Origin of the sequence: Promicromonospora thailandica (assembly GCF_024171955.1) — a bacterium.
Classification (GTDB): domain Bacteria; phylum Actinomycetota; class Actinomycetes; order Actinomycetales; family Cellulomonadaceae; genus Promicromonospora; species Promicromonospora thailandica.
The window spans coordinates 37,977-61,263 of the sequence record NZ_JAMTCS010000009.1 but is presented as its reverse complement, the minus strand read 5'-3'; the positions used below and the strand labels follow the sequence as shown (position 1 = coordinate 61,263).

22 protein-coding genes are annotated in these 23,287 nt (G+C 73.9%); 13 read left to right on the top strand and 9 right to left on the bottom strand.

Annotation, left to right across the window (positions count from 1 at the left end):
- Positions 1-13: 13 nt before the first annotated feature.
- Positions 14-328 carry a hypothetical protein gene (locus APR03_RS15210; RefSeq protein ID WP_253836950.1) on the top strand — a complete coding sequence of 105 codons (315 nt, stop codon included), beginning with the start codon at positions 14-16 and terminating at the stop codon, positions 326-328.
- Here the strand turns inward: APR03_RS15210 and APR03_RS15205 are convergent.
- A complete protein-coding gene (locus APR03_RS15205) occupies positions 292-1,263 on the bottom strand; it encodes a GlxA family transcriptional regulator (RefSeq protein WP_253836948.1) in 972 nt (323 codons plus the stop codon). The genes APR03_RS15210 and APR03_RS15205 overlap by 37 nt on opposite strands.
- A gap of 70 nt (positions 1,264-1,333) precedes the next feature.
- On the opposite strand from APR03_RS15205, the gene APR03_RS15200 reads away from it, so the two are divergent.
- From APR03_RS15200 to aroQ, 6 genes are all read left to right on the top strand, one after another.
- Positions 1,334-2,311: an NADP-dependent oxidoreductase gene (locus APR03_RS15200; protein ID WP_253836946.1), complete on the top strand. Its 978-nt coding sequence runs from the start codon at positions 1,334-1,336 to the stop codon at positions 2,309-2,311.
- Between the two features lie 148 nt (positions 2,312-2,459).
- Positions 2,460-2,933: a nuclear transport factor 2 family protein gene (locus tag APR03_RS15195; RefSeq protein ID WP_253836945.1), complete on the top strand. Its 474-nt coding sequence runs from the start codon at positions 2,460-2,462 to the stop codon at positions 2,931-2,933.
- A gap of 25 nt (positions 2,934-2,958) precedes the next feature.
- Positions 2,959-3,516: a TetR/AcrR family transcriptional regulator gene (locus APR03_RS15190; RefSeq protein WP_253836943.1), complete on the top strand. Its 558-nt coding sequence runs from the start codon at positions 2,959-2,961 to the stop codon at positions 3,514-3,516.
- Positions 3,517-3,633: 117 nt separating this feature from the next.
- Positions 3,634-3,903 carry a cupin domain-containing protein gene (locus APR03_RS15185; protein WP_253836941.1) on the top strand — a complete coding sequence of 90 codons (270 nt, stop codon included), beginning with the start codon at positions 3,634-3,636 and terminating at the stop codon, positions 3,901-3,903.
- Positions 3,904-3,989: 86 nt separating this feature from the next.
- On the top strand, positions 3,990-5,381 hold the full coding sequence (locus APR03_RS15180; RefSeq protein ID WP_253836939.1) for an FAD-binding oxidoreductase: 1,392 nt from the start codon (positions 3,990-3,992) through the stop codon (positions 5,379-5,381).
- Positions 5,378-5,884 carry a gamma subclass chorismate mutase AroQ gene (gene aroQ / locus APR03_RS15175; protein ID WP_253836937.1) on the top strand — a complete coding sequence of 169 codons (507 nt, stop codon included), beginning with the start codon at positions 5,378-5,380 and terminating at the stop codon, positions 5,882-5,884. Before APR03_RS15180 ends, aroQ begins: the two co-directional genes overlap by 4 nt.
- Before the next feature lie 22 nt (positions 5,885-5,906).
- On the opposite strand, the gene APR03_RS15170 is transcribed toward aroQ, so the two are convergent.
- Entirely contained in the window at positions 5,907-6,659 is a 753-nt protein-coding gene (locus APR03_RS15170; protein WP_253836935.1) for a YdcF family protein, read from the bottom strand.
- Positions 6,660-6,757: 98 nt separating this feature from the next.
- A complete protein-coding gene (locus tag APR03_RS15165) occupies positions 6,758-7,432 on the bottom strand; it encodes a Type 1 glutamine amidotransferase-like domain-containing protein (RefSeq protein ID WP_253836933.1) in 675 nt (224 codons plus the stop codon).
- Between the two features lie 241 nt (positions 7,433-7,673).
- Here APR03_RS15165 and APR03_RS15160 point away from each other — a divergent pair, with 241 nt between their 5' ends.
- Both APR03_RS15160 and APR03_RS15155 read left to right on the top strand, forming a co-directional pair.
- The gene (locus APR03_RS15160; protein WP_253836931.1) at positions 7,674-8,942 is read left to right on the top strand and encodes an exonuclease domain-containing protein; all 1,269 of its coding nucleotides are present in this window, start codon (positions 7,674-7,676) and stop codon (positions 8,940-8,942) included.
- 163 nt (positions 8,943-9,105) lie between these two features.
- Positions 9,106-9,651: a GNAT family N-acetyltransferase gene (locus tag APR03_RS15155; RefSeq protein WP_253836929.1), complete on the top strand. Its 546-nt coding sequence runs from the start codon at positions 9,106-9,108 to the stop codon at positions 9,649-9,651.
- 12 nt (positions 9,652-9,663) lie between these two features.
- On the opposite strand, the gene APR03_RS25280 is transcribed toward APR03_RS15155, so the two are convergent.
- From APR03_RS25280 to APR03_RS15125, 6 genes are all read right to left on the bottom strand, one after another.
- On the bottom strand, positions 9,664-9,969 hold the full coding sequence (locus APR03_RS25280; RefSeq protein WP_253836927.1) for a CGNR zinc finger domain-containing protein: 306 nt from the start codon (positions 9,967-9,969) through the stop codon (positions 9,664-9,666).
- 115 nt (positions 9,970-10,084) lie between these two features.
- A complete protein-coding gene (locus APR03_RS15145) occupies positions 10,085-11,104 on the bottom strand; it encodes a Gfo/Idh/MocA family protein (protein WP_253836925.1) in 1,020 nt (339 codons plus the stop codon).
- Entirely contained in the window at positions 11,091-11,909 is an 819-nt protein-coding gene (locus APR03_RS15140) for an ABC transporter ATP-binding protein (RefSeq protein ID WP_253836923.1), read from the bottom strand. The genes APR03_RS15145 and APR03_RS15140 overlap by 14 nt, the downstream gene beginning before the upstream one ends.
- Positions 11,906-12,949 carry an ABC transporter substrate-binding protein gene (locus APR03_RS15135; RefSeq protein ID WP_253836921.1) on the bottom strand — a complete coding sequence of 348 codons (1,044 nt, stop codon included), beginning with the start codon at positions 12,947-12,949 and terminating at the stop codon, positions 11,906-11,908. Before APR03_RS15135 ends, APR03_RS15140 begins: the two co-directional genes overlap by 4 nt.
- Before the next feature lie 63 nt (positions 12,950-13,012).
- Entirely contained in the window at positions 13,013-13,888 is an 876-nt protein-coding gene (locus APR03_RS15130; RefSeq protein WP_253836919.1) for an ABC transporter permease, read from the bottom strand.
- Positions 13,889-14,149: 261 nt separating this feature from the next.
- Complete coding sequence (locus tag APR03_RS15125) at positions 14,150-14,416, bottom strand: adenine nucleotide alpha-hydrolase family protein (protein WP_253836918.1); 267 nt, start codon at positions 14,414-14,416, stop codon at positions 14,150-14,152.
- A gap of 137 nt (positions 14,417-14,553) precedes the next feature.
- Between APR03_RS15125 and APR03_RS15120 the strand changes: the two genes are divergently transcribed.
- From APR03_RS15120 to APR03_RS15105, 4 genes are all read left to right on the top strand, one after another.
- Positions 14,554-15,591: a LacI family DNA-binding transcriptional regulator gene (locus APR03_RS15120; RefSeq protein WP_275977585.1), complete on the top strand. Its 1,038-nt coding sequence runs from the start codon at positions 14,554-14,556 to the stop codon at positions 15,589-15,591.
- A 127-nt stretch (positions 15,592-15,718) separates the two neighbouring features.
- Positions 15,719-19,072 (top strand): 3-keto-alpha-glucoside-1,2-lyase-like domain-containing protein, encoded by a 3,354-nt coding sequence (locus APR03_RS15115; RefSeq protein WP_253836916.1) that lies wholly within the window; start codon positions 15,719-15,721, stop codon positions 19,070-19,072.
- A 52-nt stretch (positions 19,073-19,124) separates the two neighbouring features.
- Complete coding sequence (locus tag APR03_RS15110; RefSeq protein ID WP_253836915.1) at positions 19,125-20,273, top strand: sugar phosphate isomerase/epimerase family protein; 1,149 nt, start codon at positions 19,125-19,127, stop codon at positions 20,271-20,273.
- A 49-nt stretch (positions 20,274-20,322) separates the two neighbouring features.
- Positions 20,323-23,058: a PKD domain-containing protein gene (locus APR03_RS15105; RefSeq protein ID WP_253836914.1), complete on the top strand. Its 2,736-nt coding sequence runs from the start codon at positions 20,323-20,325 to the stop codon at positions 23,056-23,058.
- Positions 23,059-23,287: the final 229 nt, after the last annotated feature.

Here is a 23,287-nt window from a genome sequence, read left to right as displayed (position 1 = left end):
AATCCGTACCACGATGGTCGTCGAGGCGCAGGCGGCCTTCACCCCGCTGCTGCCCAAGGAGCTGCTGACCGAGTTCTACGCGGACCCTGACGTCCGGCTGTGCGGCGCGGGGAACCCACACGGCCGGGGCCGACGCGTCGCCGGTGACGTACGCGTCTCCGGCCGGTGGCCCTACGCCTCCGGCAGCGGGCTGCAGCGCTTCTGGCATGACCTGCACGTCGGCAGCCGACACGTGCAGCTCACCACGCACCTCGCGGCGGAGCGCCACGGCGACGCGCTGGCGATGCCGGCTCAGGTCCCGACCGGCGCGGAGAACGTGCGGCGGTAGGCGCCGGGCGCCACACCGAGCGTGGCGTGGAAGTGCTTGCGCAGCAGCGTCCCGCTGCCGAACCCGGCGGCCGCGGCGATGTGGTCGACGGTCAGGTCCGACGTCTCGAGCAGGCGTCGCGCGCTGTCCACCCGGCGCTGGATCAGCCACTGCGCCGGGCTCTCCCCTACCTCGGCGCGAAACCGGCGCGAGAAGGTCCGCACGCTCATGTTCGCGTGCCGGGCCAGCTCGAGCAGGCCGATCGGCTCGTCGAGATGGGCGAGCGCCCAGGCGCGTGCCCCCGCGGTCGACGAGTCCGGGTCGACCGGCAGCGGGTGCTCGATGAACTGGGCCTGGCCGCCGTCCCGCCACGGGGCGACGACGCAGCGCCGCGCCGCGCCGTTGGCGACCTCGGCGCCGTGGTCGCGCCGGACCAGGTGCAGGCAGAGGTCGATCCCGGCGGCACCGCCGGCGGAGGTCAGGACCTGGCCGTTGTCGACGAACAGCACGTCGGGATCGACCGACACGTGCGGGAAGAGCTCGCCGAACGCCCCGCTGAGCTTCCAGTGGGTCGTGGCGGTCCGGCCGTCGAGCAGACCGGCCGCCGCGAGCACGAACGCCGACGTGCACAGGCTGACGATCCGCGCGGCGGGCCGGACGAGCCGGAGCGCGGCCAGGACCTCGTCGGGCAGCGTGCCGGTGGCCAGCAGCTCCGGCGTCGGCTCCTGCGTCGCGACCACCACCGTGTCCGCCTGCGCGAGCAGCTGTTCGTCGTGCTCGACGGTGATGGCGAAGTCCTGGCTGGTGCGCACCGGGCGCCCGCCGAGCGAGCACGTGGACACGCTGTAGAGGGCCGCACCGTCCGCGTCGTACGCCTCGCGGAACACGCGCGCGGGGATCCCCAGGTCGAACGGGATCACGCCGTCAAGGGCAAGGACGGCGACGAGGTGCGTCATGGCCAGAATGTTACGCCCGACGTCCTTTCGGCTACTACTCCCGGATTCCGCGCCGCACGATGCTGGCCGCATGCCTCCAGAGAACAGCACGCAGAACAGCACCATGCACGCTGTGGTCCAGCACCGCCTCGGCGGCGGCGAGGTCCTCGCGGTCGAGACGGTCCCCCGGCCCATGCCGCTCCCCACCGAAGTTCTCGTCCGCGTCCACGCCGCCGGGATCAACCCCGTCGACTGGAAGACCCGGGAAGGGCACGGGATGGCCGACGTGCTCGGCGAGCCACCCTTCGTGCTCGGCTGGGACGTGGCCGGCGTCGTCGAGGAGGTCGGGTTCGGGGTCACGACCCTGGCCGTCGGTGACCGGGTCTACGGCATGCCGTGGTTCCCGCGCTCGGCGGGCGCGTACGCCGAGTACGTCACCGCGCCGGCGCGCCAGCTCACCCTCGCACCGACGTCGCTGAGCCACGCCGAGGCCGGGGCCGTGCCGCTCGCGGCCCTCACGGCCTGGCAGGTGCTGGTCGACACCCTGCACCTGCAGCCGGGGCAGCGCGTGCTGATCACCGCGGGGGCCGGCGGGGTGGGGCACTTCGCGGTCCAGTTCGCCCGCCACCTCGGCGCACACGTCGTGGCGACCGCGAGCGCGGCGAACCACGAGTGGTTGCGTGAGCTCGGCGCGGACGAGGTGGTGGACTACCACGACGCCGGGTACGAGACCCGGATCACGGACATGGACGCGATCGTCGAGCTGGTCGGCGGCGACGAGAGCCCGCGGCTGGCCGGCACGCTCCGCCCGGGCGGCATCATCGTTGCCGTGCCCGGCGGCGTGTCCGAGGAGCTCGCCGCAGCGGTCGCGGAGGCCGGCGGTCGTGCGACCGCGTTCCTCGTCGAGCCGGACGCCCCCGCTCTCGCGCGTATCGCCGAGCTGATCGACGCCGGCGAGGTGCGGGTCGAGGTGGCCCGGACCTTCCCCCTCGAGGAGGTCGGCCGCGCGCACGAGCTCGGCGAGACGGGTCGCACCCGCGGCAAGATCGTGCTGACCGTCGACGCCTGAGGGGACCGCGCCGGAACGGCCAGGACCACCTCGGGTCGGCGGCCACACACACGCGCGCTGATCTCTCTCCTGGAGGATCCGGTCCTCCGCGACCCCGTGCGCGACGGCGTGTTAGGTTATAGGTCAATCACTAATAGAAGAGGTCGAGATGTCTGCCGAGCACGAGATCACAACCCGCCGGGCCGCCGCACAGCACGCCGTGGCCGCTCACCTGCGCCTGACGGCCGAGGGACGCACCGAGGAGTGGGTGCGGCTGTTCGCCCCGGACGCGGTGCTCGAGTTCCCGTACGCGCCCACCGGGGTGCCACGGCGCGTGGAGGGCCACGAGGCGCTGCTGGCGCACATGAAGAACTTTCCTGAGACCTTCGACGTGAAGTTCGTCGACCTGGTCTTCCATGACACGGTCGATCCGGGTCTCGTCGTCGCGGAGTTCCGCTCGACGGGCACGGCGCTGCCGACCGGCAAGCCGTACGAGCAGGTCTGCATCTCCGTGGTCCGGACCGACGACGACGGCCTGATCACCCACTACCTGGACTACTGGAACCCACTGGTGGCGATCGAGGCGCTCACACCCGACGAGGAGCCGGCCCACACCAGCCCCGGCGTGAGCTTCGGCCGCTGAGCGCTGCCGTGATTGACTGCTGATCATGCCCGCCGCCGGTACAAGCGCCAAGAGCGACGAACGACGTCGGAACGTCGTGGACGCTGCGATCCGCTGCTTCTCGATCAAGGGCTTCTACGGCACGACGACCCACGAGATCGCCGACGCCGTCGGCATCTCGCAGCCGTACCTCTACCGCCTGTACCCGAACAAGGAAGCGCTGTTCGCGTCGGCGGTCGACCGCGTGTCCGTCGTGATGAACGATGCCCTGGTCCAGCACTCCCCCGCGCCGGGGGCACGCGAGTCGGTCCGGGGCGGCTCGTCCGAGGCGTTGGGCGCCGCCCGCGAGGCCTACGCCGCGCTCGTCGCGGACCGCACCATCCTGCGCTTTCTCATGCACGCCAACTGCGCCGCGGGCGAGCCGCTCGTCGGCGAGGCCGTCCGCCGGTGCTACGCCAAGCAGGTCGAGACGATGCAAGAGCTGCTCGGGGACGACGACGCCGTGCGACTCTGGTTCGGCGCCGGGATGCTCGACAACGTGGCAGCAGTCCTGGGGTTGGCCGACATCGACCAGCCGTGGGCACAGGTTCTCACCGCGCGGTAGACGGTCACCGCAGCACCGGCACGGGGTGTGTGACGCGGGCTCGCCGTCCGACCGGGGACGACGAGCCGCCGCGCGTCACAGCGCACGGTCGCGGAGGCCAACGGCAGCCTGTTCAAGGTGGCCAAGGGCATCGGTTCGACCACGTGGCACTCCCACGACGACCAGGACGAGACGTTCCTGCTCGTCAGCGGCAGCCTCACGGTGCAGCTCCGCGACCGGGACGTCGTGCTGGGGCCGGGCGACCTCTTCGTCGTCCCGCGCGGGGTCGAGCACTGCCCGAAGGCCGAGGGGGAGGCGCGGTTCCTCGTGATCGGCACGACCATCACGTCGACGGCGGCCGGCGGCAAGCCGGCCTGGAGCCACGACGGCGGGCGCCCGCCGTCGTGACGTTGCGCTCGTGGCGGCGGGGATCTAAGGTGCGAAGTAGACGCACTAGTTACCCTACTTAGTCCTTCGCCACCGGGAGTGCAGCCATGTCCGAACCCGCCGACCACCTCGTGGACCTCCTGCGGAGAACCCTCCGCAGCGGCACGGTCGTCACCACCGGCGCCGACTACGACGCCGCCGTCCAGCTCTGGAACGGGGCCGTCACCGCACGACCCGGCGTCGTGGTCCGCGGCGCCATGCCGGACGACGTCGGCCGCGCCGTGCTGGCCGCGCGGGAGGCCGGGGTACCGCTCTCCGTGCGCGGCGGCGGGCACGACTGGGCGGGCCGGGCGCTGCGGCCCGGCGGCCTGACCATCGACCTCTCCACCGAGCGGAACGTGACGGTCTACCCGGCGGCCCGCGTCGCGGAGGTGCAGGCGGGCGCCACGGCCGCCGACGTCGCCGCCGCGGCGGCGCCGTACGGCCTGGCGCCGGTGACCGGCACCGCCGGGTCGGTGGGCCTGGCCGGCCTCACCCTGGGCGGCGGGTACGGCCCCCTCGGCGGCCGGTTCGGGCTGGCCCTGGACAACCTGTACTCGGCGGACGTCGTGCTCGCCGACGGGTCGGTGGTCACGGCCGATCCCGAGCACGAACCGGACCTGTTCTGGGCGCTGCGCGGCGGCGGCGGGAACTTCGGCGTCGTCACGTCGATGCGGGTGCGGCTCCAGGCCGTCCCCACGCTGCTCTCGGGCCTGGTCGTCTTCCCGTGGGCGCAGGCGGGCACGGTGCTGGCCGGGCTGTCGGACCTGCTCGCGGAGCAGCCGGACGAGCTGACCGTCCAGACCGGCGTCCTGGCCGGCCCGGACGGTGCGCCCGTCGTCTTCGCGTCACCCACCTGGAGCGGCGACGACGCGGAAGCGGGCGAGCGCGCCCTGGCGCGGCTCGGCAGCGTGGGTACCCCGCTCGTCTCCCAGGTCGGCCCCACCACGCTCCCCCAGATGCTCGCCGGGATCGACGCGCAGTTCCCCGTCGGGCGGCACGTCGCGATCCGCACCCGGTCGGTGCCGTCGCTCACCGCGGACGTCGGCGAGGCGCTCGTCGCCGCGGGCGAGACCCTGACCTCGCCGCTGTCGGCTGTCTCGGTCCACAGCCTGCACGGGGCCGCGGCCCAGGTCCCGGTGACGGAGACGGCGTTCGGCCTCCGCGACCCGCACCTCATGGTGGAGGTCATCGCCACCTGGGAGCCCGGCGACGTCCGCGCCCCCGAGCACACCGCGTGGGCCGACGACGTCGTCCGCGCCCTCGAACCCGCCGCGCTGCCGGGCGGCTACCCGAACCTGCTCGGCCCGGACGCGACCGACCAGATCGCCCACGCCTACGGCCCGAACGCCGCGCGGCTGCTGGCGGTCAAGGAGCAGCTCGACCCGGACGGCGTCTTCCGCGCCATCCCGCTGCCGGACCGCGCCACAGCCGAGACCTCGACCGGGGTGCGCGGTTGAGCGCGCACCAGGCCGAGGGCCCCTCGGGCGGGCAGGCGGGCCGGCTGATCGACCTCGTGGTCGCACGGCTCCTGGTGACGGACGACGTGGCGGCGGCCAAGTTCGGCGCCGGCTCCCCCGTCGACGACCCGGTCCGCGAGCGCGAGGTGCTCGACCAGGTGCGGGCGCGGGCGCGGGACGCCGGGGTGGACCCGGACGTGGCCGTGGCGTTCTTCCGGGACCAGATCAGCGCCAGCAAGGAGGTGCAGCGCGGGCTGCTCGCGCACTGGGCCGCCCACCCGGCGGAGGCTCCCACCACCCGGCCCGACCTCGGCGCGATCCGCGAGCGCCTCGATGAGCTGACCGCCGGCCTGCTCCACGAGCTCGCCGCGGCCCTCGAGCTGCGCGCCCGCTGCGCCGCCCGCCCGGCGCGGGTGGCGCCGGCCGTCCGAGCCCGGGCGCGCGGGCTGGACGCGCTGCACCGGCGGGCGGTCGACGCGGCCACCCGGTCCGTGACGGCCTGACCGGTCGGCCGGGTGCCTCGGGTCAGCGCCGCAGCAGCACGAACTTGCCGAGCGCGAGCGCCTCTCGCACGTAGTCGACGGGTACCTCGTACCAGGGCGTGCGCGCGTGCAGGTGCGTGGCGTCCACGCCTGCCTCGGCCGCGATCCCTGCAGCCCGGACCACGTGGTACTCGTTCGTGACGAACGCCGCCGTGTACCGGGTGCCGAGGCGCGCGTCGAGCAGCTCCTTCGCGTGCGTGAAGTTCTCGGACGTGCTGGTCGACGTGCCCTCCCGGACGATCCGGTGCTCCGCGACGCCGCGCGCGACGAGGTACCGCTGCATCGCGAGCGCCTCGGTGACGTCCTCGCCGGGCGCGCGCCCGCCGGCGACCACGACGACGGCGGCCGGGTTCGCCGCGGCATACCCGGCCGCCGTGTCCAGCCGGGCGCGCAGGGCGGGCGTCGGCTCGCCGTCCTTCACCAGCGTCCCGAGCACGACGACGGCGTCCTCGTCCCCCGTGGCGGTGTCCCTGCTGCCGACGACCGCGAGCGCGGCGGAGAGCGCGACGAGCAGCGCCGTGCCGGCCGGGACGAGGATCCGCAGCCACCGGACCCGCCGCCGCGAGACGCCGTGGGCCAGGTACAGGAGCCCGAGCGCGAATGCCACGACGATGCCGGTGTGCAGGGTCGTCACGCGGAGCACGACCAGGGCGTCGACCACCAGGACGATGCCGAGGGCCACCCACAGGACGGACGCCACGCGCCGGGGAGGGGCCGTTCGGTCGGGGCGGCTCACGCGGTGAGTCTGCCACCGTAGGTCGGGGCGGCCCAGCCGGCGACCCGCCTACCCGCTGCAGGGGCCCGGCCGACCGCTGGGTGCGGGAGCACGGCAGCTCAGCGGAGCCGGTGCCACATCCCCTCCGACACCACCTCGGCGTGGCCCCCGGGTTTTTCGACGACGATCGCCGTCTCGTCGTCGATCGCGTAGGCGGGCCCGCCGATGCCTGCGGCCCACCGCTCGGCCGCCGGCAGAGTGTTCGACGGCAGGTCCGGGTGGTCCAGGTGCGGGAAGATCGAGAAGTCGACGACGCCGAGCGCGGTGTCGCCGCCGTCGTCCGGCCGCTCCCAGCCGACGAAGTCGTCCCCGACGCGCGGCGTGAGCACCATGCTGCCGGCGCTCATGCCGACCCAGACGGTGCGCTCCAGCGACGGCAGCAGGTCCGCCAGGCCGGACTGCCGCATCCAGTGGGCGAGGTAGAGGGCGTCCCCGCCCGCCACGAGCAGGACGTCCGTCTCCTGCACGAGCGGGACCCAGCGCTCCCGGGGGATGCTCGGCAGGGCGGTCAGCTCGAGGAGGCCGACCGACGTCCAGCCCAGGCCCGTCAGATCGTCCGACCGCCCGGTGACGAAGTCCCGTGCGTTGCGCCCCGGGCCGACCCACGGGTGGCCGTAGAGGGCGGTAGGGACGCACAGGGCGGTGCACTCGGCGACCGGCCGCCCGAGCAGGCGGGTCAGTGCCGCCTCGATGCTCGGGTTCCGGACACCGGCGGACGTGAGCAGCAGCTTCATGGGGTCTCCCGGTCTGAGAACGGACTCCCCCGGGCAGACGGCGGCCACGTCACGAACTCATCGCCCCCCAGGACTACCTCGGTGCTGCGGCGCCTGGCCCCGGACCGTTCGGTGCGCACCACGCGCGCCTCCACCCGCGCAGGTCGGCTGACCCGGCGCGCCCGACCACGGCGCATCCGCCGTGCGACCGGCTGGGCCTGCGACGATGTCCCGGTCCAGCCGCCGCCGAGAGGGAGCATGCGTGACCGGGTACGCCGTCGTGGACGTCGAGACCACCGGGCTGTTCCCCGGCGGGCACGACCGGATCGCGGAGATCGCGATCGTCCGGGTGGACCCTGACGGTCGGGTCGAGGACACCTGGACGACGCTCGTCGACCCGGGGCGCGACCTCGGCCCGCAGCAGATCCACGGCATCAGCGCCGCGGACGTCCGGCACGCCCCGGCGTTCGCCGACGTCGCCGGGCACGTCGCGGACCGGCTCCGCGGACGCACCTTCGTGGCGCACAACGCGCAGTTCGACCGCCGGTTCGTCTGGCACGCGTTCGCCGCCCTCGGGTACGACGTGCCGCTCATCGAACCCACCACGCTGTGCACCATGCGCACGGGTGCGCAGCTCTTCCCCGCCGCGCCCCGGTCCCTGGCGGGCGCCTGCCTGCACCACGGCATCACCCTGGACTCCGCGCACGAGGCCCTGTCCGACGCGCGGGCCGCGGCGGAGCTGCTGCGGGTGTACCTCACCGGCGGCGCACGCCGTGCCGTGGCGGACTGGGACGACGTCGTCGAGCTCGCCGCCACCACGCCCTGGCCGGTGATCCCCGCCGCCGGGGCCGCGCCGGTCCGGCGCGGCGTCGCGGCCGAGCGGGACACGCACTTCCTCGCGCGGCTCACTCCGGCCCGGGACTCGCCGGCCACCACCTCGGCGCAGGAGGTGTACCTCGAGCTCGTCGACCGGGCCCTGCTCGACCGGCACATCTCGGCCCGCGAGCACGACCAGCTCGCCGGCCTGTGCGCGCGGCTCGGCATCGGCCGCACCGAGGCCGACGCACTGCACCGGGAGTACCTCGCCGGCCTCGCGGCGGCGGCCTGGTCCGACGGCGTGCTCGACCCGGCGCGGGTGACCGACTACCGGGCCGTCGCCGCCCTGCTCGAGGTCCCGGCCGCGGATGCCGGCAGCATCCTGGACCGGTCCGCGCCCGCCCTGCCGACCGGCTCCGGTGCGGGCCCCGGGCACCCCGGCCGGTTCGTGCTCCGCCCCGGTGACCTGGTCGTCTTCACCGGGGCGATGGACGAGCCGCGCGACGTCTGGCAGCGCCGGGCGGCCGCGGCCGGGCTCGTCCCGCACCCCGCCGTCACGAAGCGGGTGCGCCTGGTGGTCGCCGCCGACCCCGACTCGATGTCCGGGAAGGCCCGCAAGGCCGACGCCTACGGCATCCCCGTGGTCGGCGAGGCGGGCTTCCGGCGCGCCCTCGACGACCTCGCCCGGACGCCCCCCGCGCCGGCGGTGCCCTGACGGGTGCGTCCCGGCCGACGCCGTCCACCCAGGTCGGCACGTCGTGGCGAGGTCGGCACAGGCCTGTGCCGACCTCGCCACGACGTGCCGACCTCGACGAGTGCCACCCGGAGCCGCCGGGAAATGAGTTGATCCCCCGAGGGCGAGGGCCGAGAGTGACGCCATGCTGATCAGGCAGGAGCGCCCGTCCGACGTCCCGGCGATCCGGGCGGTCACGGCGGCGGCCTTCGCCGGCGTCGCGCACTCGGCTCCCCCGGTCGAGCCGGACGGCGTGCCGGGCGAGGCCACGCTGGTGGGCTGGCTGCGTGAGGACAAGGGCTGGGTGCCGGAGCTGTCCCTGGTGGCGCAGGAGACACCGGTGGACAGCGCGGTCGTCGGGCACGTCGTCGCCACCCGGGGGCGGCTCGCGGACCGGCCGGCGCTCGGCCTCGGACCGCTCAGCGTGCACCCCGCGCACCAGGGGCGCGGCGTCGGCTCGGCCCTGGTGCACGCCGTCCTGGGCGCGGCCGACGCGCTGGGCGAGCCCGTCGTGGTGCTGCTCGGCGACCCGGCGCTCTACTCCCGGTTCGGGTTCGGTCCCGCCCGCGACCTCGGCATCGAGGCGCCCGACCCGGCCTGGGGGGACTACTTCCAGGCCCGCGCCCTGACCGCGTGGGACGCGGCGTACGCGGCCCCGTTCCGGTACGCCGCACCCTTCGACCGGCTCTGACGCCGCGGAGGATCACTCCCCCGCGCGCTCCTTCAGCCGGCGCCGGTACGCCGCGGCCTTGACCCGGTTGCCGCACTCCTCCATGCCGCACCACGTCCTGCGGTGCCCGCGCGAGCGGTCCAGGTAGACGCGGGTGCAGTCCGGACGCCCGCACTCCTTCATCGGGCTCGCCGCGAGGTCGCCGGCCAGCACCTCGATCGCGGCACGGGCCACGGACGACAGTGCCTGAGACGCCGTGCCCGTGGCCCGTTGCCCGGCGCCCGTGAGCACCGGCGTCACCGGCGGCCCGGCGGCGGCCGCGCCACGGAGCTCCTGCACAGGATGGACCAGGCCATGGCCACCTGAGGGGTCGGCGTCGAGGTCGGCACGTCGTGGCGAGGTCGGTCCAGGCCTGTGCCGACCTCGCCACGACGTGCCGACCTCGAGGGGAGGATCACAGCGAGCCCGGGTGGACCTGCCGCCCCGTGGCCGCGGCCTCCTCGATCGCGCACAGGAGGCGCACCGTCTCGACGGCGTCGTCGACGCCGACGGGGACCGGCGCGCCCGCCTCCAGGGCGTCGACGACACGGGTCCACTGGGCCAGGTGCCCGGCGTGGCCGATCGCGAGCGGGTCGGCGGCGCCGCTGGCCCGTGAGCCCGCCGGCGGCGGGGGCACGCCCGGCACGTCCCAGCGGAGCACCTCGCCCTGGCCCAGCTCGACCGACCCCCGCGCGCCGTACAGCGCGATCGTGGCCGGGAAGCCGGGCGGCGTCGCCGTCGTCGTCGTCAGCACGCCGAGCGCCCCGGACGCGAACCGGAGGGTCGCGGCCGTCGTGTCCTCGGCCGCGATGGCGTGCGCGAGCGTGCCGGACTGCGCCGTCACGGACTCGACCGGGCCGCACAGCCAGCGCAGCAGGTCCACGGTGTGCACGCCCTGGTTCATCAGGGACCCGCCGCCCTGGTCGGCGGCCGAGCGCCATCCGGCCGTGCGGTAGTAGGCGTCGTCGCGGTGCCAGTGCAGGTGGGCCGTCACGAGGCGCAGCTCGCCCAGCGCGCCGGCGTCGAGCGCGCGCCGGAGCGCCACGTGCCCGGGTTCCAGGCGCCGCTGGGCGATCATCGAGACGGTGCGGCCCCGGTCGTGCGCGGTGCGGGCGACCCGCAGCGCGTCGCCGGTTCCCAGCGCGAGCGGCTTCTCGACCACCACGTGCCGGCCGGCCTCCAGGGCGGTCAGCGTGAGCGCCGCGTGGGTTCCGCTCGGGGTGCAGACCGCCACGACGTCGACGTCCGGGTGGGTGATCACCTCCTGGGGCGCGAGCCGTACCGCCCCGGGCACGCCCGGCGTCCCGGCGCCGCTGAACGCGACGAGCCGGGCCCGCCCGGCCAGCTCGGCCACCGCCCGGGCGTGCAGGACCCCGATCCCGCCCATCCCCACGATCCCCACCCCGAGCCCGCCCGGGCGGTCATTCGGGGGCATGGCTCGCGCCGAGCAGGTCGCGCAGGCGCTCGGCCGCCGCCGTGAAGCGCGGGTCGGCGAGCGTGGGGCCGTACTCGCGGCGGTCCGGCAGGCCCGGTTCGAGCGTCTCGACGATGCGGCCCGGGCGCGGGCTCATGACGACGATCCGGCTGCCCAGGTACACCGCCTCCGGCACGGAGTGGGTCACGAGCACCACCGTGGTGCCGGTCTCCCGCCAGATGCGGTTCATCTCGATGTTCATCTGCTCGCGGGTGAGCGCGTCGAGCGCGCCGAACGGCTCGTCCATGAGCAGCACGCGCGGCTCGTGCAGCAGGGCGCGACACAGCGCGACGCGCTGCTGCATGCCCCCGGACAGCTCGTGCGGCAGGGCCCTCTCGAACCCGGTCAGGCCGGTGAGCGCGATGAGGTGGTCGGCCCGCTCCTCGGCCCGACGGCGGTCCATCCCCCGCATCTCGGCCTGCAGCAGGATGTTCTTGCGCACGCCCCGCCACTCGAGCAGGGCCGAGCGCTGGAAGGCGAAGCCGATCTCGCGCTGCGGCCCGGTGACCGGCTTCCCGTACAGGCGCACGTCGCCCTCGGTGGCGCGCGTGAGGCCCGCGACGACCTTGAGCAGCGTCGACTTGCCGCAGCCCGAGGGCCCCGCGATCGTCACGAACTCTCCGGGCCGCACGGACAGCGAGACGTCGTCGAGCGCGACGGTCTCCGAGCGCCGGGACGTGAAGCGCCGGGTGAGGTGCGCGATCTCGATGATCGGCTCGGTGCCCGCCGCCCGGGCAGGGATGTCGTGCCCGGTCGTGGCGGTCACAGGTCCTCCCCGAAGGACGGCTCCCAGTAGGCGTCCGGCGTCGGCTCCCCCTCGAACTCGGTGTTCTCGGTCAGGAACGTCAGCGTGTCGGCCCACTGCTGCTCGGTGTTGACGCCGGGCGCCGGCGCCTCCTCGAGGTTGAGCAGGCCGATGGTCGCCTCGAGCTGCGCGGCGAGCACCTCCTCGTCGGGGGCCTGCTCGGCGTCGGCCGCCATCGCGGCGACCGCCGCGTCCGGGTCCTCGGCCGCCGCGAGGAACGCCTTCGACGTCGCCCGCACCATCGCCTGGACCAGCTCCGGGTCGCTGTCGATGGTCGACTCGTGGGCCAGCAGGCCGGTGCCGAGCATGTTCATGCCGAAGTCGGCGAACGGCAGCGCGGAGACCTCCTTGCCCGTCTGGTTCTCGATGGTCGCCGACTGGTCGTGGTAGAACCCCTGGATCGCGTCGACCTTGCCCTCGATCAGCGCGGCGATCTTGCCCGCGGCGTCGACGTTGACCACGGTGACGTCGTCGGGGTCCACGCCGTTGATCTCCAGCCACGCCGGGAACGTGCCGTACATCGCGTCGCCGGGCGTGCCGCCCACGGTCTTGCCGACGAGGTCGGCGGGCTCGGTGATGCCCTGGTCGTCGAAGAACTCGACCGAGCTGGGGCCGGTCTGCAGGAAGACGCCGACGCTGCGCACCGGCATGCCCGAGCTGATGCCGTTCGCCAGGGGCGGCGTGTCCGCCCAGCCGAAGTCCGTGTTGCGCTGCGCGACCTGCTGCACCGTGTTGCCCGAGCCGTTGCCGGGCTGGATCGTCAGGTCGATCCCCTCGTCCTCGAAGATCCCCTCGGCCACGCCCAGGTAGAACGGCGCGTGCTCTCCGTACGGCACCCAGTTCAGGGTCACGGTGACCTCGCTCAGGCCCTCGGCGTTCGTCTCGCCCGGGGCACCACCGGCGGTCTGCCCGCAGGCCGCGACCGTCGCCAGGGCGACGCCCGCCACGGCCAGCGACGCCGTCATCCTGCCGCCACGCCTCTGCTTCGTCGCATCACGCATGGGAGAGCCTTTCTGGTCGGGCCGCCACGGTGACGGCAGGAGGTACGAGTGGGGCGCGAGCCGTCAGACCGTCGCGAGCGCGAGGTTGCCGCGCCGCGACGCGTGCCACGGGATGAGGAGGCGTTCGAGCACCTCGACCAGCACGAACAGGACCACGCCGATGAGCGACATGAGGATCAGGTCGGCGAACAGCAGCGGCGCGTCGAGGTTGCCGCTGGCGAGCAGCAGCACGTACCCGAGGCCGCGGTCGGCCCCGACGAACTCGCCGACGACGGCGCCCACCACGGCGAGCGTGACCGCGACCTTGAGGCCCGACATGAGCTGCGGCAGGGCCCCGGGGAACCGGATCTTGCGGAACGTCTTCCAGCGGGAGGCGCCCATGGTCGCGGACATCTCCAGCAGTTCCGGGTCGACCGACCGCAGCCCGGCCACGGCCGAGACGACGACCGGGAAGAAGGCGATGAGCACGGCCAGGACGATCTTCGGCGTCATGCCGAACCCGAACCAGACCACGAGGATCGGCGCGATGGCGATCTTGGGGATGACCTGGGCGAAGAGGATGAGGGGGTACAGGGACTTCTCGGCCGTGCGGGAGTAGACGAGCAGCACGGCCGCCGCCACCCCGATCACGGCCGCGAGCACGAACCCGACGATCGTCTCCAGCGTGGTCACCCACGTGTGCTCCAGCAGCATCGCCCAGTCCGCCGCCATCGTCTCCGCCACGGCACCGGGTGACGGCACCAGGTAGGCGGGGACCAGCTCGCGCCACGCCACGAACCACCAGAGCGCGAAGAGCGCCAGCAGCACCGCGACAGGCCGCCAGGACTCGGCGAGCAGCGTGAGCGCCCTGCTCCCGGGCGTCCCGGCCGCCCTGGTGGTCCGGGGCCGCGGCCCGCGGGCGGACGGCGGCGTGGGCCGGGCCTCCTGGGTGGTCACCATGGCGGGTTCCTCCATAGCTCGCTCTTTCCGGGTCGTGGTCCGGGTCACCGTGCGTGGGGCAGCGGGTCAGGGCGCGCCGGACGTCGTCGTCCGGGAAGCGCCGGTCGGGAGAGCAGGTCAGCAGCCCCGCCGGTGGGGCTGCGTGTCACGAACGGACACTATGAGCCGCACCGGTGCCCGACAACGAGTTGCCACTTGTTGCCCCGCCGCCGCGCCGGGCCCCGCGAGCCGACGGCGGCACCGGGTTGCCGCGGCGCCCGGTCAGCCGTCGAGCGGGTCGGCGACGGGCTCCAGGTCGACGGCCACCGAGCGGAAGCCCGCCGAGCGGACGGCGCGGAGCACCTCGCCGCGCAGGGGCTCGGCCGCCATGCCTGCCAGGTCGTGGTGGGGCGCCTCGAGGCGCGCCAGGTCGCCGTGGTGGCGCACGCGGATGTCGTCGAGGCCGAGGCGCCGCAGCTCGCTCTCCGCGGCCTCGACCTGGACCGCCTCGTCGGCCGGCGCGTCGAGCGGGTCGGTGGGCGTCGTCATGCAGTCATTCGAGGGTGCCCCTCCTGAGCAGTCAAGGTGTTGCCACCTCTTGCCGGGCAGGCAAAGATCTGCCGCTACCCATGGGGTTCACGGCACATGGTTGCCGCGCACCGGCGCGCGACGTACGCTCGCCGCGCATGGGCGAAACTGGGGAAATCGGGGAAACAGGGACCTCTCACGCCAGACCGACCATCTACGACGTCGCCCGGGTGGCCGGCGTCGCTCCCTCGACCGTCTCGCGGGCGTTCTCCCGCCCCGGGCGGGTCAACGCCGAGACGGCCGAGCGCATCCGCCGGGTCGCGCACGAGCTCGGTTACCGCACCAGCCCGATCGGCCGCGGGCTGCCCGACGGGCGCACCGCGCTGCTGGCGATCGTCGTGGCCGACCTCACCAACCCGTTCTTCTTCGAGATCATCCGCAGCGCCGAGAAGACCGCCATCGACTCGGGCTACACGCTGCTGGTCGTGGACGCGCACGAGTCCGGCGGTGCGGAGCGACGGGCCCTGGAGCGCACGCTGCCGCTGGTCGAGGGCGTCGTGCTCGCCACGTCCCGGCTCTCGGACTCCGCCATCCGCGCCGTGGCCAAGCAGCGTCCGACGGTCGTGATGAACCGCGTGGTCACGGACGTGCCGAGCGTGATCACCGACAACGCCCAGGGCATGCGTCGCGCCGTCGAGCACCTGGCCGGTCTCGGGCACACCCGGCTCACGTATCTCGCCGGACCGGAGGCGTCGTGGGCGGACGGCATGCGCTGGCGCGCGTTCCGCGAGGCGACCCAGGAGCTCGGCCTGCGGGCCCGGCGGCTCGGCCCGTTCGCGCCGACGCTGGCCGGCGGCCTCTCGGCCGCCCAGGCGCTCACCACGCACTCCGCGACGGCGACCGTCGCGTACAACGACCTGGTCGCGATCGGCGCCATGCGAGGGCTGACCCGGCTGGGCGTGGACATCCCCCGCGAGGTGAGCGTGGTCGGCTTCGACAACATCTTCGGCTCCGACTTCTGCACCCCGCCCCTGACGACCGTCGCCGCACCGCTGCGCCACTTCGGCACGTTCGCCGTCCAGCGGCTGCTGAACCAGCTGCGCAACCCGTCCCCGACCCTGTCACCCGCCCTCTCGGTGCCCGCCCTGCTGCCGGCCAAGCTCGTCGAGCGGGGCTCGACCGCGCGGCGCGGCTGAGGGTCCTGCTGGGCGGCGCCTGGGGCTCGCCTGGGCAGGGGCAACAAGTGGCAACTCGTTGTCCGGGGTCTGCGCCCGCCGCATAGTGACGGGCGGCAGGCAAGGTCCTCGACGGAGAGGCAGGCCCATGGACAGCAGACCGGAACGCAGGCCGGAACGCAGATCGCCCCACCGCATGCTCGCCGCGATGCTCGGCGCACTCGCCCTACCGCTCACCGTGCTCCCGGCCCAGGCCGGCACCCTGGGCACAGCGCACGCGGCGACCGACCCGACCCGGCCGCAGGAGCCCGGCGTCACGATGCGCGTCTTCGACGTGCAGGTGCCGCTGGAGGACTACTGCACGCTCAAGCCGGGCCAGACCCCGAACGTCGACCGGCTGATGCCCACGATCGACTGGCGCACGCCCGAGGACTTCGGCCTGACCGACCGGTTCGTCACCGAGGTGACCGGCTACCTGAACGTGCCCGAGGCGGGCGCCCACGAGTTCCGGCTCACGAGCGACGACGGCGGACGACTGCTGCTGGACGACACCCTGGTGGTGGACCACCCGGGCAAGCACGGGGCCACGCCCAAGGACGGGTCGGCCGACCTGGAGGCCGGCTACCACGCCCTGCGCATCGACCACTTCGACGGCGACTTCGACCAGCGGCTCACCCTGGAGTGGCGCCCGCCGGGCGCCGACGAGTTCGCCGTGGTGCCGAGCACGGTGCTGAGCACCGATGCCGACGTCACGCGCGTCACCTCGCCGGGACGCAAGCAGTGCGAGGGCGTCACCGAGTCGCCGGGCGACGGCCTGCCGCTGACCGAGGTGCACCCCGACTACACGCTCACGAACCTGCGCCCGGACGGCTTCGAGCCGCAGGTCACCGGCATGGACTGGCTGCCCGACGGCCGCATGGCCATCGCCACCTGGGGTGGCGACCGCGAGACCGTGCTCGGCGAGGTCTACCTCGTGGAGAACGTGACGGGCGGCGGAGGCGCCGAGGACGTGACGTACACGAAGATCGCCGAGGAGCTCCAGGAACCGATGGGCCTGACGGTGGTCGACGGCCGGATCTACGTCTCCGAGAAGCACGGCCTGACCGAGCTCGTGGACACCGACGGCGACGAGGTCACCGACGAGTACCGCCAGGTGGCGACGTGGCCGTTCGGCGGCAACTACCACGAGTTCGCGTTCGGCCTGCTGTACGAGGACGGCTACTTCTACGTCACCACGGGCATCGCGATGGTGCCCGGCGGTGCCACGCGCGACCCGCAGCTCGTGGAGAACCGCGGCTCGGTGCTCAAGATCGACGAGGACACCGGCGAGGTCGAGTACCTCGCGGGCGGCCTGCGCACCCCGAACGGCCTCGGCTTCGGCGCGGACGGCGGCATGTACGTCACCGACAACCAGGGCATGCACGTGCCGACGTCGAAGCTGGTGCGCGTGCAGGAGGGCGCGTTCTGGAACCACTACACCAACCCGGACGGCCCGTACGACGACCAGCCCGTGACCGAGCCGGTGCTGTGGATGCCGCACGGCGAGATCTCGAACTCGCCGAGCAACCCCGTGATCCTCACCGAGGGCGTGTTCGCCGGGCAGATGGCGATCGGTGACGTCACGTACGGCGGCCTGCAGCGCGTCTACCTGGAGGACGTCGCGGGCCAGGAGCAGGGCGCCGTGTTCCGCATGACGCAGGGCCTGGAGTCGGGCGTGAGCCGCACGAGCGTGGGCCCGGACGGCTCCGTCTACGTGGGCGGCATCGGCTGGTCGGGCAACTGGGGCCAGGCCGGGAAGCTCGGCTACGGCCTGCAGAGGCTCACCTTCGACGAGAGCCGCGCGTTCGACATGCTGGAGATGCGCGCCGTGGACGGCGGGTTCGAGATCGAGTACACCAAGCCGCTGTCGGACGAGACCGCGCAGGACCTGGCGCAGAGGTACGCGGTGGCCCAGTGGCGCTACGTGTCGACACCGCAGTACGGCGGGCCCAAGGTCGACGAGGAGACCCTCGAGGTCACCTCGGCCACCCTGTCGCAGGACCGCCGCACGGTCACGCTCGGGATCGACGGACTGCGCCCCGGCCGCGTGGTCCACGTGCACTCCCCGCACGCCCCGGAGCCGTTCACTGCCGAGGACGGCACGCAGCTGTGGAGCACCGAGGCCTGGTACACGCTCAGCCGGCTGCCGGACGGGTCCACCCCGCCGCCGGTCTACGAGGCCGAGGCCGCGGACCTCTCGGGCGGGGCCGGCTGGAACACCAACCACCCCGGGTACTCGGGCGCCGGGTTCGTCGACCGCAACTGGGAGCCGGGCGCGCGCACCACGTTCGCCGTCCGCACCGACGAGGCGGGGCCGCACGATCTAGCGCTGCGCTACGCGAGCGGCCAGAACTCCGACCCGAGCCCGGTGCCGCGGTCGATGAGCCTGTACGTCAACGGCGTGAAGCAGAAGCAGGTGTGGCTCGACAGCACCGTGAGCTGGTCCACGTGGGCGACCCAGTCGGAGACCGTCGAGCTGAGGGAGGGTGCCAACACGATCGCCTACGCGTACGACGCCGACGACGTGGGACACGTCAACCTCGACAGCCTGACGGTCACTCCCACGCAGCGCGTCCCGCTGTTCGACGGCGGCGACCTCGACGCCTGGGAGAAGGTGGGCGGCGGGCCCGCGACGTGGCCGGTGGCGGACGGCTCCATGGAGTCCTTCGGCGGCGACATCCGCACGAAGGAGACGTTCGGCGACTTCCGGATGCACGCCGAGTGGTACCAGCCGGAGCACGCGGACGACGTCACGGGCCAGGCCCGCGGCAACAGCGGCATCTACATCCAGGAGCGCTACGAGGTGCAGGTGCTGGAGTCCTTCGGCATCGACCCGCCGGCCACGAACGACGCCGGCTCGGTCTACCTGAAGAAGGCCCCGGACGTGAACGCGGCGACCGCCATGGGCACGTGGCAGACGTACGACCTCGTCTTCCGCGCCGCCCGCTTCGCCCCGGACGGCACGAAGTCCGAGGACGCGCGCCTGTCCCTGTGGTGGAACGGGCAGCTCGTGCACGACGACGTGGCGATCGACGGCAAGACCGGCAACGGCCGGGAGGAGGGTCCGGCGCCCGGCCACGTCCGGCTGCAGGACCACGGCGACCCCGGCCTCAACCCGCGGTTCCGCAACGTCTGGATCGAGCGGCTTCCCGAGCAGGAGTCCACCCGGCAGGGCCTGGCGTCGGGCGTCTCCGCACGGCTCGCGCCGCCCGCGGTCGAGGCGGGCCGTGACGCGCACGCCGTGGTGAAGGTGACCGGGGCCAGGGGCCGCCCGGCACCGACGGGCACCGTCCGGGTCACCGTCGGGGACACGTCGGTCACCGCCCCGCTCGGCCGTGGCCCGGCCCGGCTCCGGCTCCCGACCACGGGCCTGGAGCCCGGCGTCCACCCCGTGTCCGTCGAGTACCTCGGCGACACGGCCTACCGGCGGAGCACAACGACGGCCCACCTGACCGTCCGCTGACCCGGCTCCGACCACCCACCTGATCTGGTCCCTCGACGGAGAGGTTCGTCCGATGAAACGCACTACCCGTTCCCCACGCGCGACCCGGCAGTGGCTCGCGGCCGCGCTGGCCGCCGCGCTGTCGCTCCCGCTGCTGGCCCCGTCCGCGACGGCGCAGGCGGACGCCTGCCCCTACGGCTGGACCAGCGCGGCCACGGTCTGGTTCGGCGCCGCGTCCGACTCCGGCGTGCCGAACCGCGACACCGGCGGCGGCTGCACCGTCATGGACCAGATCATGGCCGGGGCGCCGTTCACGACGCACGGCCGGTTCGTCCGGACGGTCGACTCGGTGACCCGGGACCTGGTGCACGACGGGGTCCTGACCCGCGGCGAGCGCCGGGACGTGGTCCGCGCCGCCGCGGGCTCCGCCGTCGGCCGCCCCCACCCGGTCACCGGGCGGCGGTCGGTCGACCTGTCCGCGATCGGCCTGGTGGGGTACACGGTCCGCGCGACCATGCCCACCGACGCCGCCGGGACGCTCGGGGCGCTGGCCGCGTGCGGCTTCCGGAACATCGAGCCCTCGGGCAGCGCCGGCAACTTCTACGGCTACCCGGCGGCCGGGCTGGCGCCGCTCACGCGGGAGGCGGGCCTGACGGTGCCGTCCCTCGGCGTGAGCCTGGCGAACCTGGAGCACGACCTCGACCTGGTGGCCGCCGAGGCGCACGCGATCGGGGCGCGGTACGTGCGCGTGTCCGGCTCGGACGCGTGGGACCTCCAGGACTACTCCCGCACGGCCGCGCTCCTGAACGAGGCGGGCGAGCGGCTGGCGCCCGAGGGCATCCGGGTCGCGTACCACAACCACGGTTTCGAGTTCGAGACGGCCGAGGACGGCGTCACCGGGTACGACGTGCTGGTCCGCGAGACGAACCCCGCGTTCGTGACCATGGAGCTCGACGTGTACTGGGCGGCCAGCACGGACACGCACGCCACGGACCTGTTCGAGCGGTACCCGGGCCGGTTCGAGCTGCTGCACCTCAAGGACATCGCGGAGGACGGCTCCTTCGCCGACGTCGGCGCCGGGACCATCGACTTCGCCGCGATCTTCGCCGCCGCCCCGTCGGCCGGCGTCCGCTACGGGTTCACCGAGCACGACCAGCCGACGCCGGACGGCGTGACGTCCGCGTGCACGAGCCTCGGCTACCTGTCGGCACTGCGCTACTGAGCGCGCGCCCCGCCCCCCACCCCGATCCGACCAGCACGAGGGAGTGTTGATGTCCGCACCACACCGCTGGATACTCCACCGCCGGGCACACCGCCGGGCCCTGGCCGCGACGACCGGCCTGGTCGTCGCGCTCGGCGCCCTGGTCCCCGCCACGACGGCCGCCACGGCGCACGACGCCGACCTCCAGTTCGACAAGGTGCCCCTGGTCACCGAGGGCCTGGCCGACCCGTTCGAGCTCGACGTGGCCGACGACGGCCGCGTCGTCTACATCCAGCGCACGGGCCAGGTGATCGTGCTGGATCAGGACACGCTGCGCCAGACCACGGCCCTGGACCTGGACTACTCCCTGGACCTGCTCACGCAGTCGGACGGCCTGCTGGGCCTGACCCTGGACCCGGACTTCACCGACAACGGGTGGCTGTACCTGCTGTGGAGCGACCCCGACGTCGCGCGGATGAACCTCTCGCGGTTCACGATGGGGCCCGACGACACGATCGACCCGGCGTCGGAAGAGCGCCTGCTCGACTACACCATCTGGCGCGGCGAGGGCCGCGCCAACTCGCACATGGCCGGCTCGCTCGCCATGGGTCCCGACGGCGACCTGTACGTGGCCACCGGCGACAACTCCGACCCGTTCGACCAGCAGGGCTACACCCCGATCGACGAGCGGCCCGGCCGCCGGGGCTGGGACGCGCAGGGCACGTCCGCCAACACGAACGACCTGCGCGGCAAGATCCTGCGGATCACCCCGCAGGACGACGGCACCTACACGGTCCCGGACGGCAACCTGTTCGCGCCGGGCACCGAGGGCACCCGCCCGGAGATCTACGGCATGGGCTTCCGCAACCCGTTCCGGATCACCGTCGACCCCGGCACCGGGGCGGTGCTGGTGGGCGACTACGGGCCGGACGCCCGCGTCGCCGACCCGCTGCGCGGTCCCGACGGCCAGGTCGAGCTCATCCGGATGACCGAACCGGGCAACCACGGCTGGCCGTACTGCCACGCCGACAACCAGGCGTACATCGACTACGACTTCGCCACCGGGGTCTCGGGCGAACCGTTCGACTGCGCCCACCCCGTCAACGACTCCCCCAACAACACGGGGCTGCGCGAGCTGCCGCCGTCGCAGGAGCCGCTGGTCTGGTACGGCTACGGGCCGTCCGAGGAGTTCCCCGAGATGGGCTCCGGCGGAGCGGCCCCGATGGGCGGGCCGGTGTACCGCTACGACCCGGACCTCGACGTGAAGACGAAGTTCCCGGCGGACTTCGACGGCACGTGGTTCGTCTCGGAGTACGCGCGCAACTTCTACCGCACGCTCTCGCTCGACGAGGCCACCGGCGAGCTGCTCTCGATCGACCCGTTCCTGCCCGACGAGACGTTCGTGGCCCCGTTCGAGGCGGAGTTCGGGCCCGACGGCTCGCTCTACGTCATCGACTTCGGCGTCGGCTCGGGCGCCGGGCGCGGCAGCAGCAACACCGACGCCGGCATCTACCGCATCGACTACGCCGCCGACGGCCGCCGGCCGATCTCGCGGTTCACGGCCGACGTCGACTCGGGTCCGGAGCCGCTGACCGTCGCGTTCGACGGCGCGGCCAGCGAGAGCCCCGACGGCCTCGACATCACGTACGCGTGGGACTTCGAGAACGACGGCGTCGTCGACTCCACGCAGGCCGCCCCCACGCACACCTACACGACGCGCGGCCAGTTCAGCGCGCGGCTGACGGTCACGGACGGCGAGGGGTTCACCGGCGTCTCCGTGCAGAAGATCACGGCGGGCAACACCCGGCCCGACGTCTCCTTCGGGGCACCCGTGCACGGCGGCTTCGCCGAGCTCGGTGACACCGTCGAGTACTCGGTCGACGTGTCCGACGCCGAGGACGGGTCCACCGGGGCGGGCACCATCGACTGCGAGCGCGTCACGGTGAGCACCATGCTCGGGCACGACGCGCACGCGCACCCCCTGGACAACTACACGGGCTGCGCCGGGGCGGTGTTCCTCGACCCCGCGGACCACGGCGTGGGCCAGAACGTCTACCCCGTGCTCGGGGCGGGCTACCAGGACCTCGGCGCCGGGGACGTGCCGGAGCTGACCGGGCAGGACACCGCCCGCCTGCAGGTGCGCGACAAGGAGGCGGAGTTCTTCTCCGGCAGCTCGGGCGTCACGGTGGCCGACGGCGCGGACGCCCGCGGCGGCCGGCTCGTCACCGACGTCGACCACGGCGACTGGATCGCGTTCGGCCCCCTCGACCTGCGCGGCATCGACGGTCTCACGGTCGGCGCCGTCCGCGGTGCGGCCGACGCGACGGTCGAGGTGCGGACGGGCAGCCCGACCGGGCGCGTGCTCGGCCGGGTCCGCCTCGACGCGGCGACCGGGACCGGGCAGGTCGTCTCCCCGACGGTCGGGATCCGCGGCGAGCAGGGCGAGACCACCCTGTACCTCGTCGCCACGAGCCGGCACGAGCCCGAGGGCGGCGCCGACCTCGGTCTCGACTGGCTCGTGTTCCACGGCCGCGGCGTCGCCGACGACACGGCGCCGGTCGTCACCGCCGACCCCGTCCGCGGTGTCCGGGCCGGCGTCCCCGTCGACCTGTCCGGGTCCGCCGCGGCGCCGGAGGGCCGGGAGATCGTCTCCTACGCCTGGGATCTCGGCGACGGGACGACGGCGCAGGGTCCGGCCGCGACGCACACCTACGCCGAGCCGGGCACGTACACCGCGCGGCTCGTCGCGACCGACGACGAGGGCACCCGGGACTGGACGACGGTCAAGGTCACCGTGCGCCGGTGACGGGGCCGGGCGCGGGTGGTCCCGCCGGGACCGCCCGCGCCCTGTGGACACCTCGCCCGCACCCGGCTACCGTTCCTGCCATGACGTCGCCCCGCATCTGCCTCGACTGGTGGCCCGCCGACTAGGCGGGTTCGCGACGCATCCACTCACACGTCCACGACCGCCTCGCCCCGGGGCGGTCGTTCTCGTTTCTCTCCGACGAGGACCTTCGGTCCGGGCAGGGCGGCCC

Bases quoted from the DNA above. Each gene is read 5' to 3' on its own strand.
- APR03_RS15210 (WP_253836950.1), top strand. From the start codon at position 14: ATGGTCGTCGAGGCGCAGGCGGCCTTCACCCCGCTGCTGCCCAAGGAG.
- APR03_RS15205 (WP_253836948.1), bottom strand. From the start codon at position 1,263: ATGACGCACCTCGTCGCCGTCCTTGCCCTTGACGGCGTGATCCCGTTC.
- APR03_RS15200 (WP_253836946.1), top strand. From the start codon at position 1,334: ATGCCTCCAGAGAACAGCACGCAGAACAGCACCATGCACGCTGTGGTC.
- APR03_RS15195 (WP_253836945.1), top strand. From the start codon at position 2,460: ATGTCTGCCGAGCACGAGATCACAACCCGCCGGGCCGCCGCACAGCAC.
- APR03_RS15190 (WP_253836943.1), top strand. From the start codon at position 2,959: ATGCCCGCCGCCGGTACAAGCGCCAAGAGCGACGAACGACGTCGGAAC.
- APR03_RS15180 (WP_253836939.1), top strand. From the start codon at position 3,990: ATGTCCGAACCCGCCGACCACCTCGTGGACCTCCTGCGGAGAACCCTC.
- APR03_RS15165 (WP_253836933.1), bottom strand. From the start codon at position 7,432: ATGAAGCTGCTGCTCACGTCCGCCGGTGTCCGGAACCCGAGCATCGAG.
- APR03_RS15155 (WP_253836929.1), top strand. From the start codon at position 9,106: ATGCTGATCAGGCAGGAGCGCCCGTCCGACGTCCCGGCGATCCGGGCG.
- APR03_RS15145 (WP_253836925.1), bottom strand. From the start codon at position 11,104: ATGCCCCCGAATGACCGCCCGGGCGGGCTCGGGGTGGGGATCGTGGGG.
- APR03_RS15135 (WP_253836921.1), bottom strand. From the start codon at position 12,949: ATGCGTGATGCGACGAAGCAGAGGCGTGGCGGCAGGATGACGGCGTCG.
- APR03_RS15130 (WP_253836919.1), bottom strand. From the start codon at position 13,888: ATGGTGACCACCCAGGAGGCCCGGCCCACGCCGCCGTCCGCCCGCGGG.
- APR03_RS15125 (WP_253836918.1), bottom strand. From the start codon at position 14,416: ATGACGACGCCCACCGACCCGCTCGACGCGCCGGCCGACGAGGCGGTC.
- APR03_RS15120 (WP_275977585.1), top strand. From the start codon at position 14,554: ATGGGCGAAACTGGGGAAATCGGGGAAACAGGGACCTCTCACGCCAGA.
- APR03_RS15115 (WP_253836916.1), top strand. From the start codon at position 15,719: ATGGACAGCAGACCGGAACGCAGGCCGGAACGCAGATCGCCCCACCGC.
- APR03_RS15110 (WP_253836915.1), top strand. From the start codon at position 19,125: ATGAAACGCACTACCCGTTCCCCACGCGCGACCCGGCAGTGGCTCGCG.
- APR03_RS15105 (WP_253836914.1), top strand. From the start codon at position 20,323: ATGTCCGCACCACACCGCTGGATACTCCACCGCCGGGCACACCGCCGG.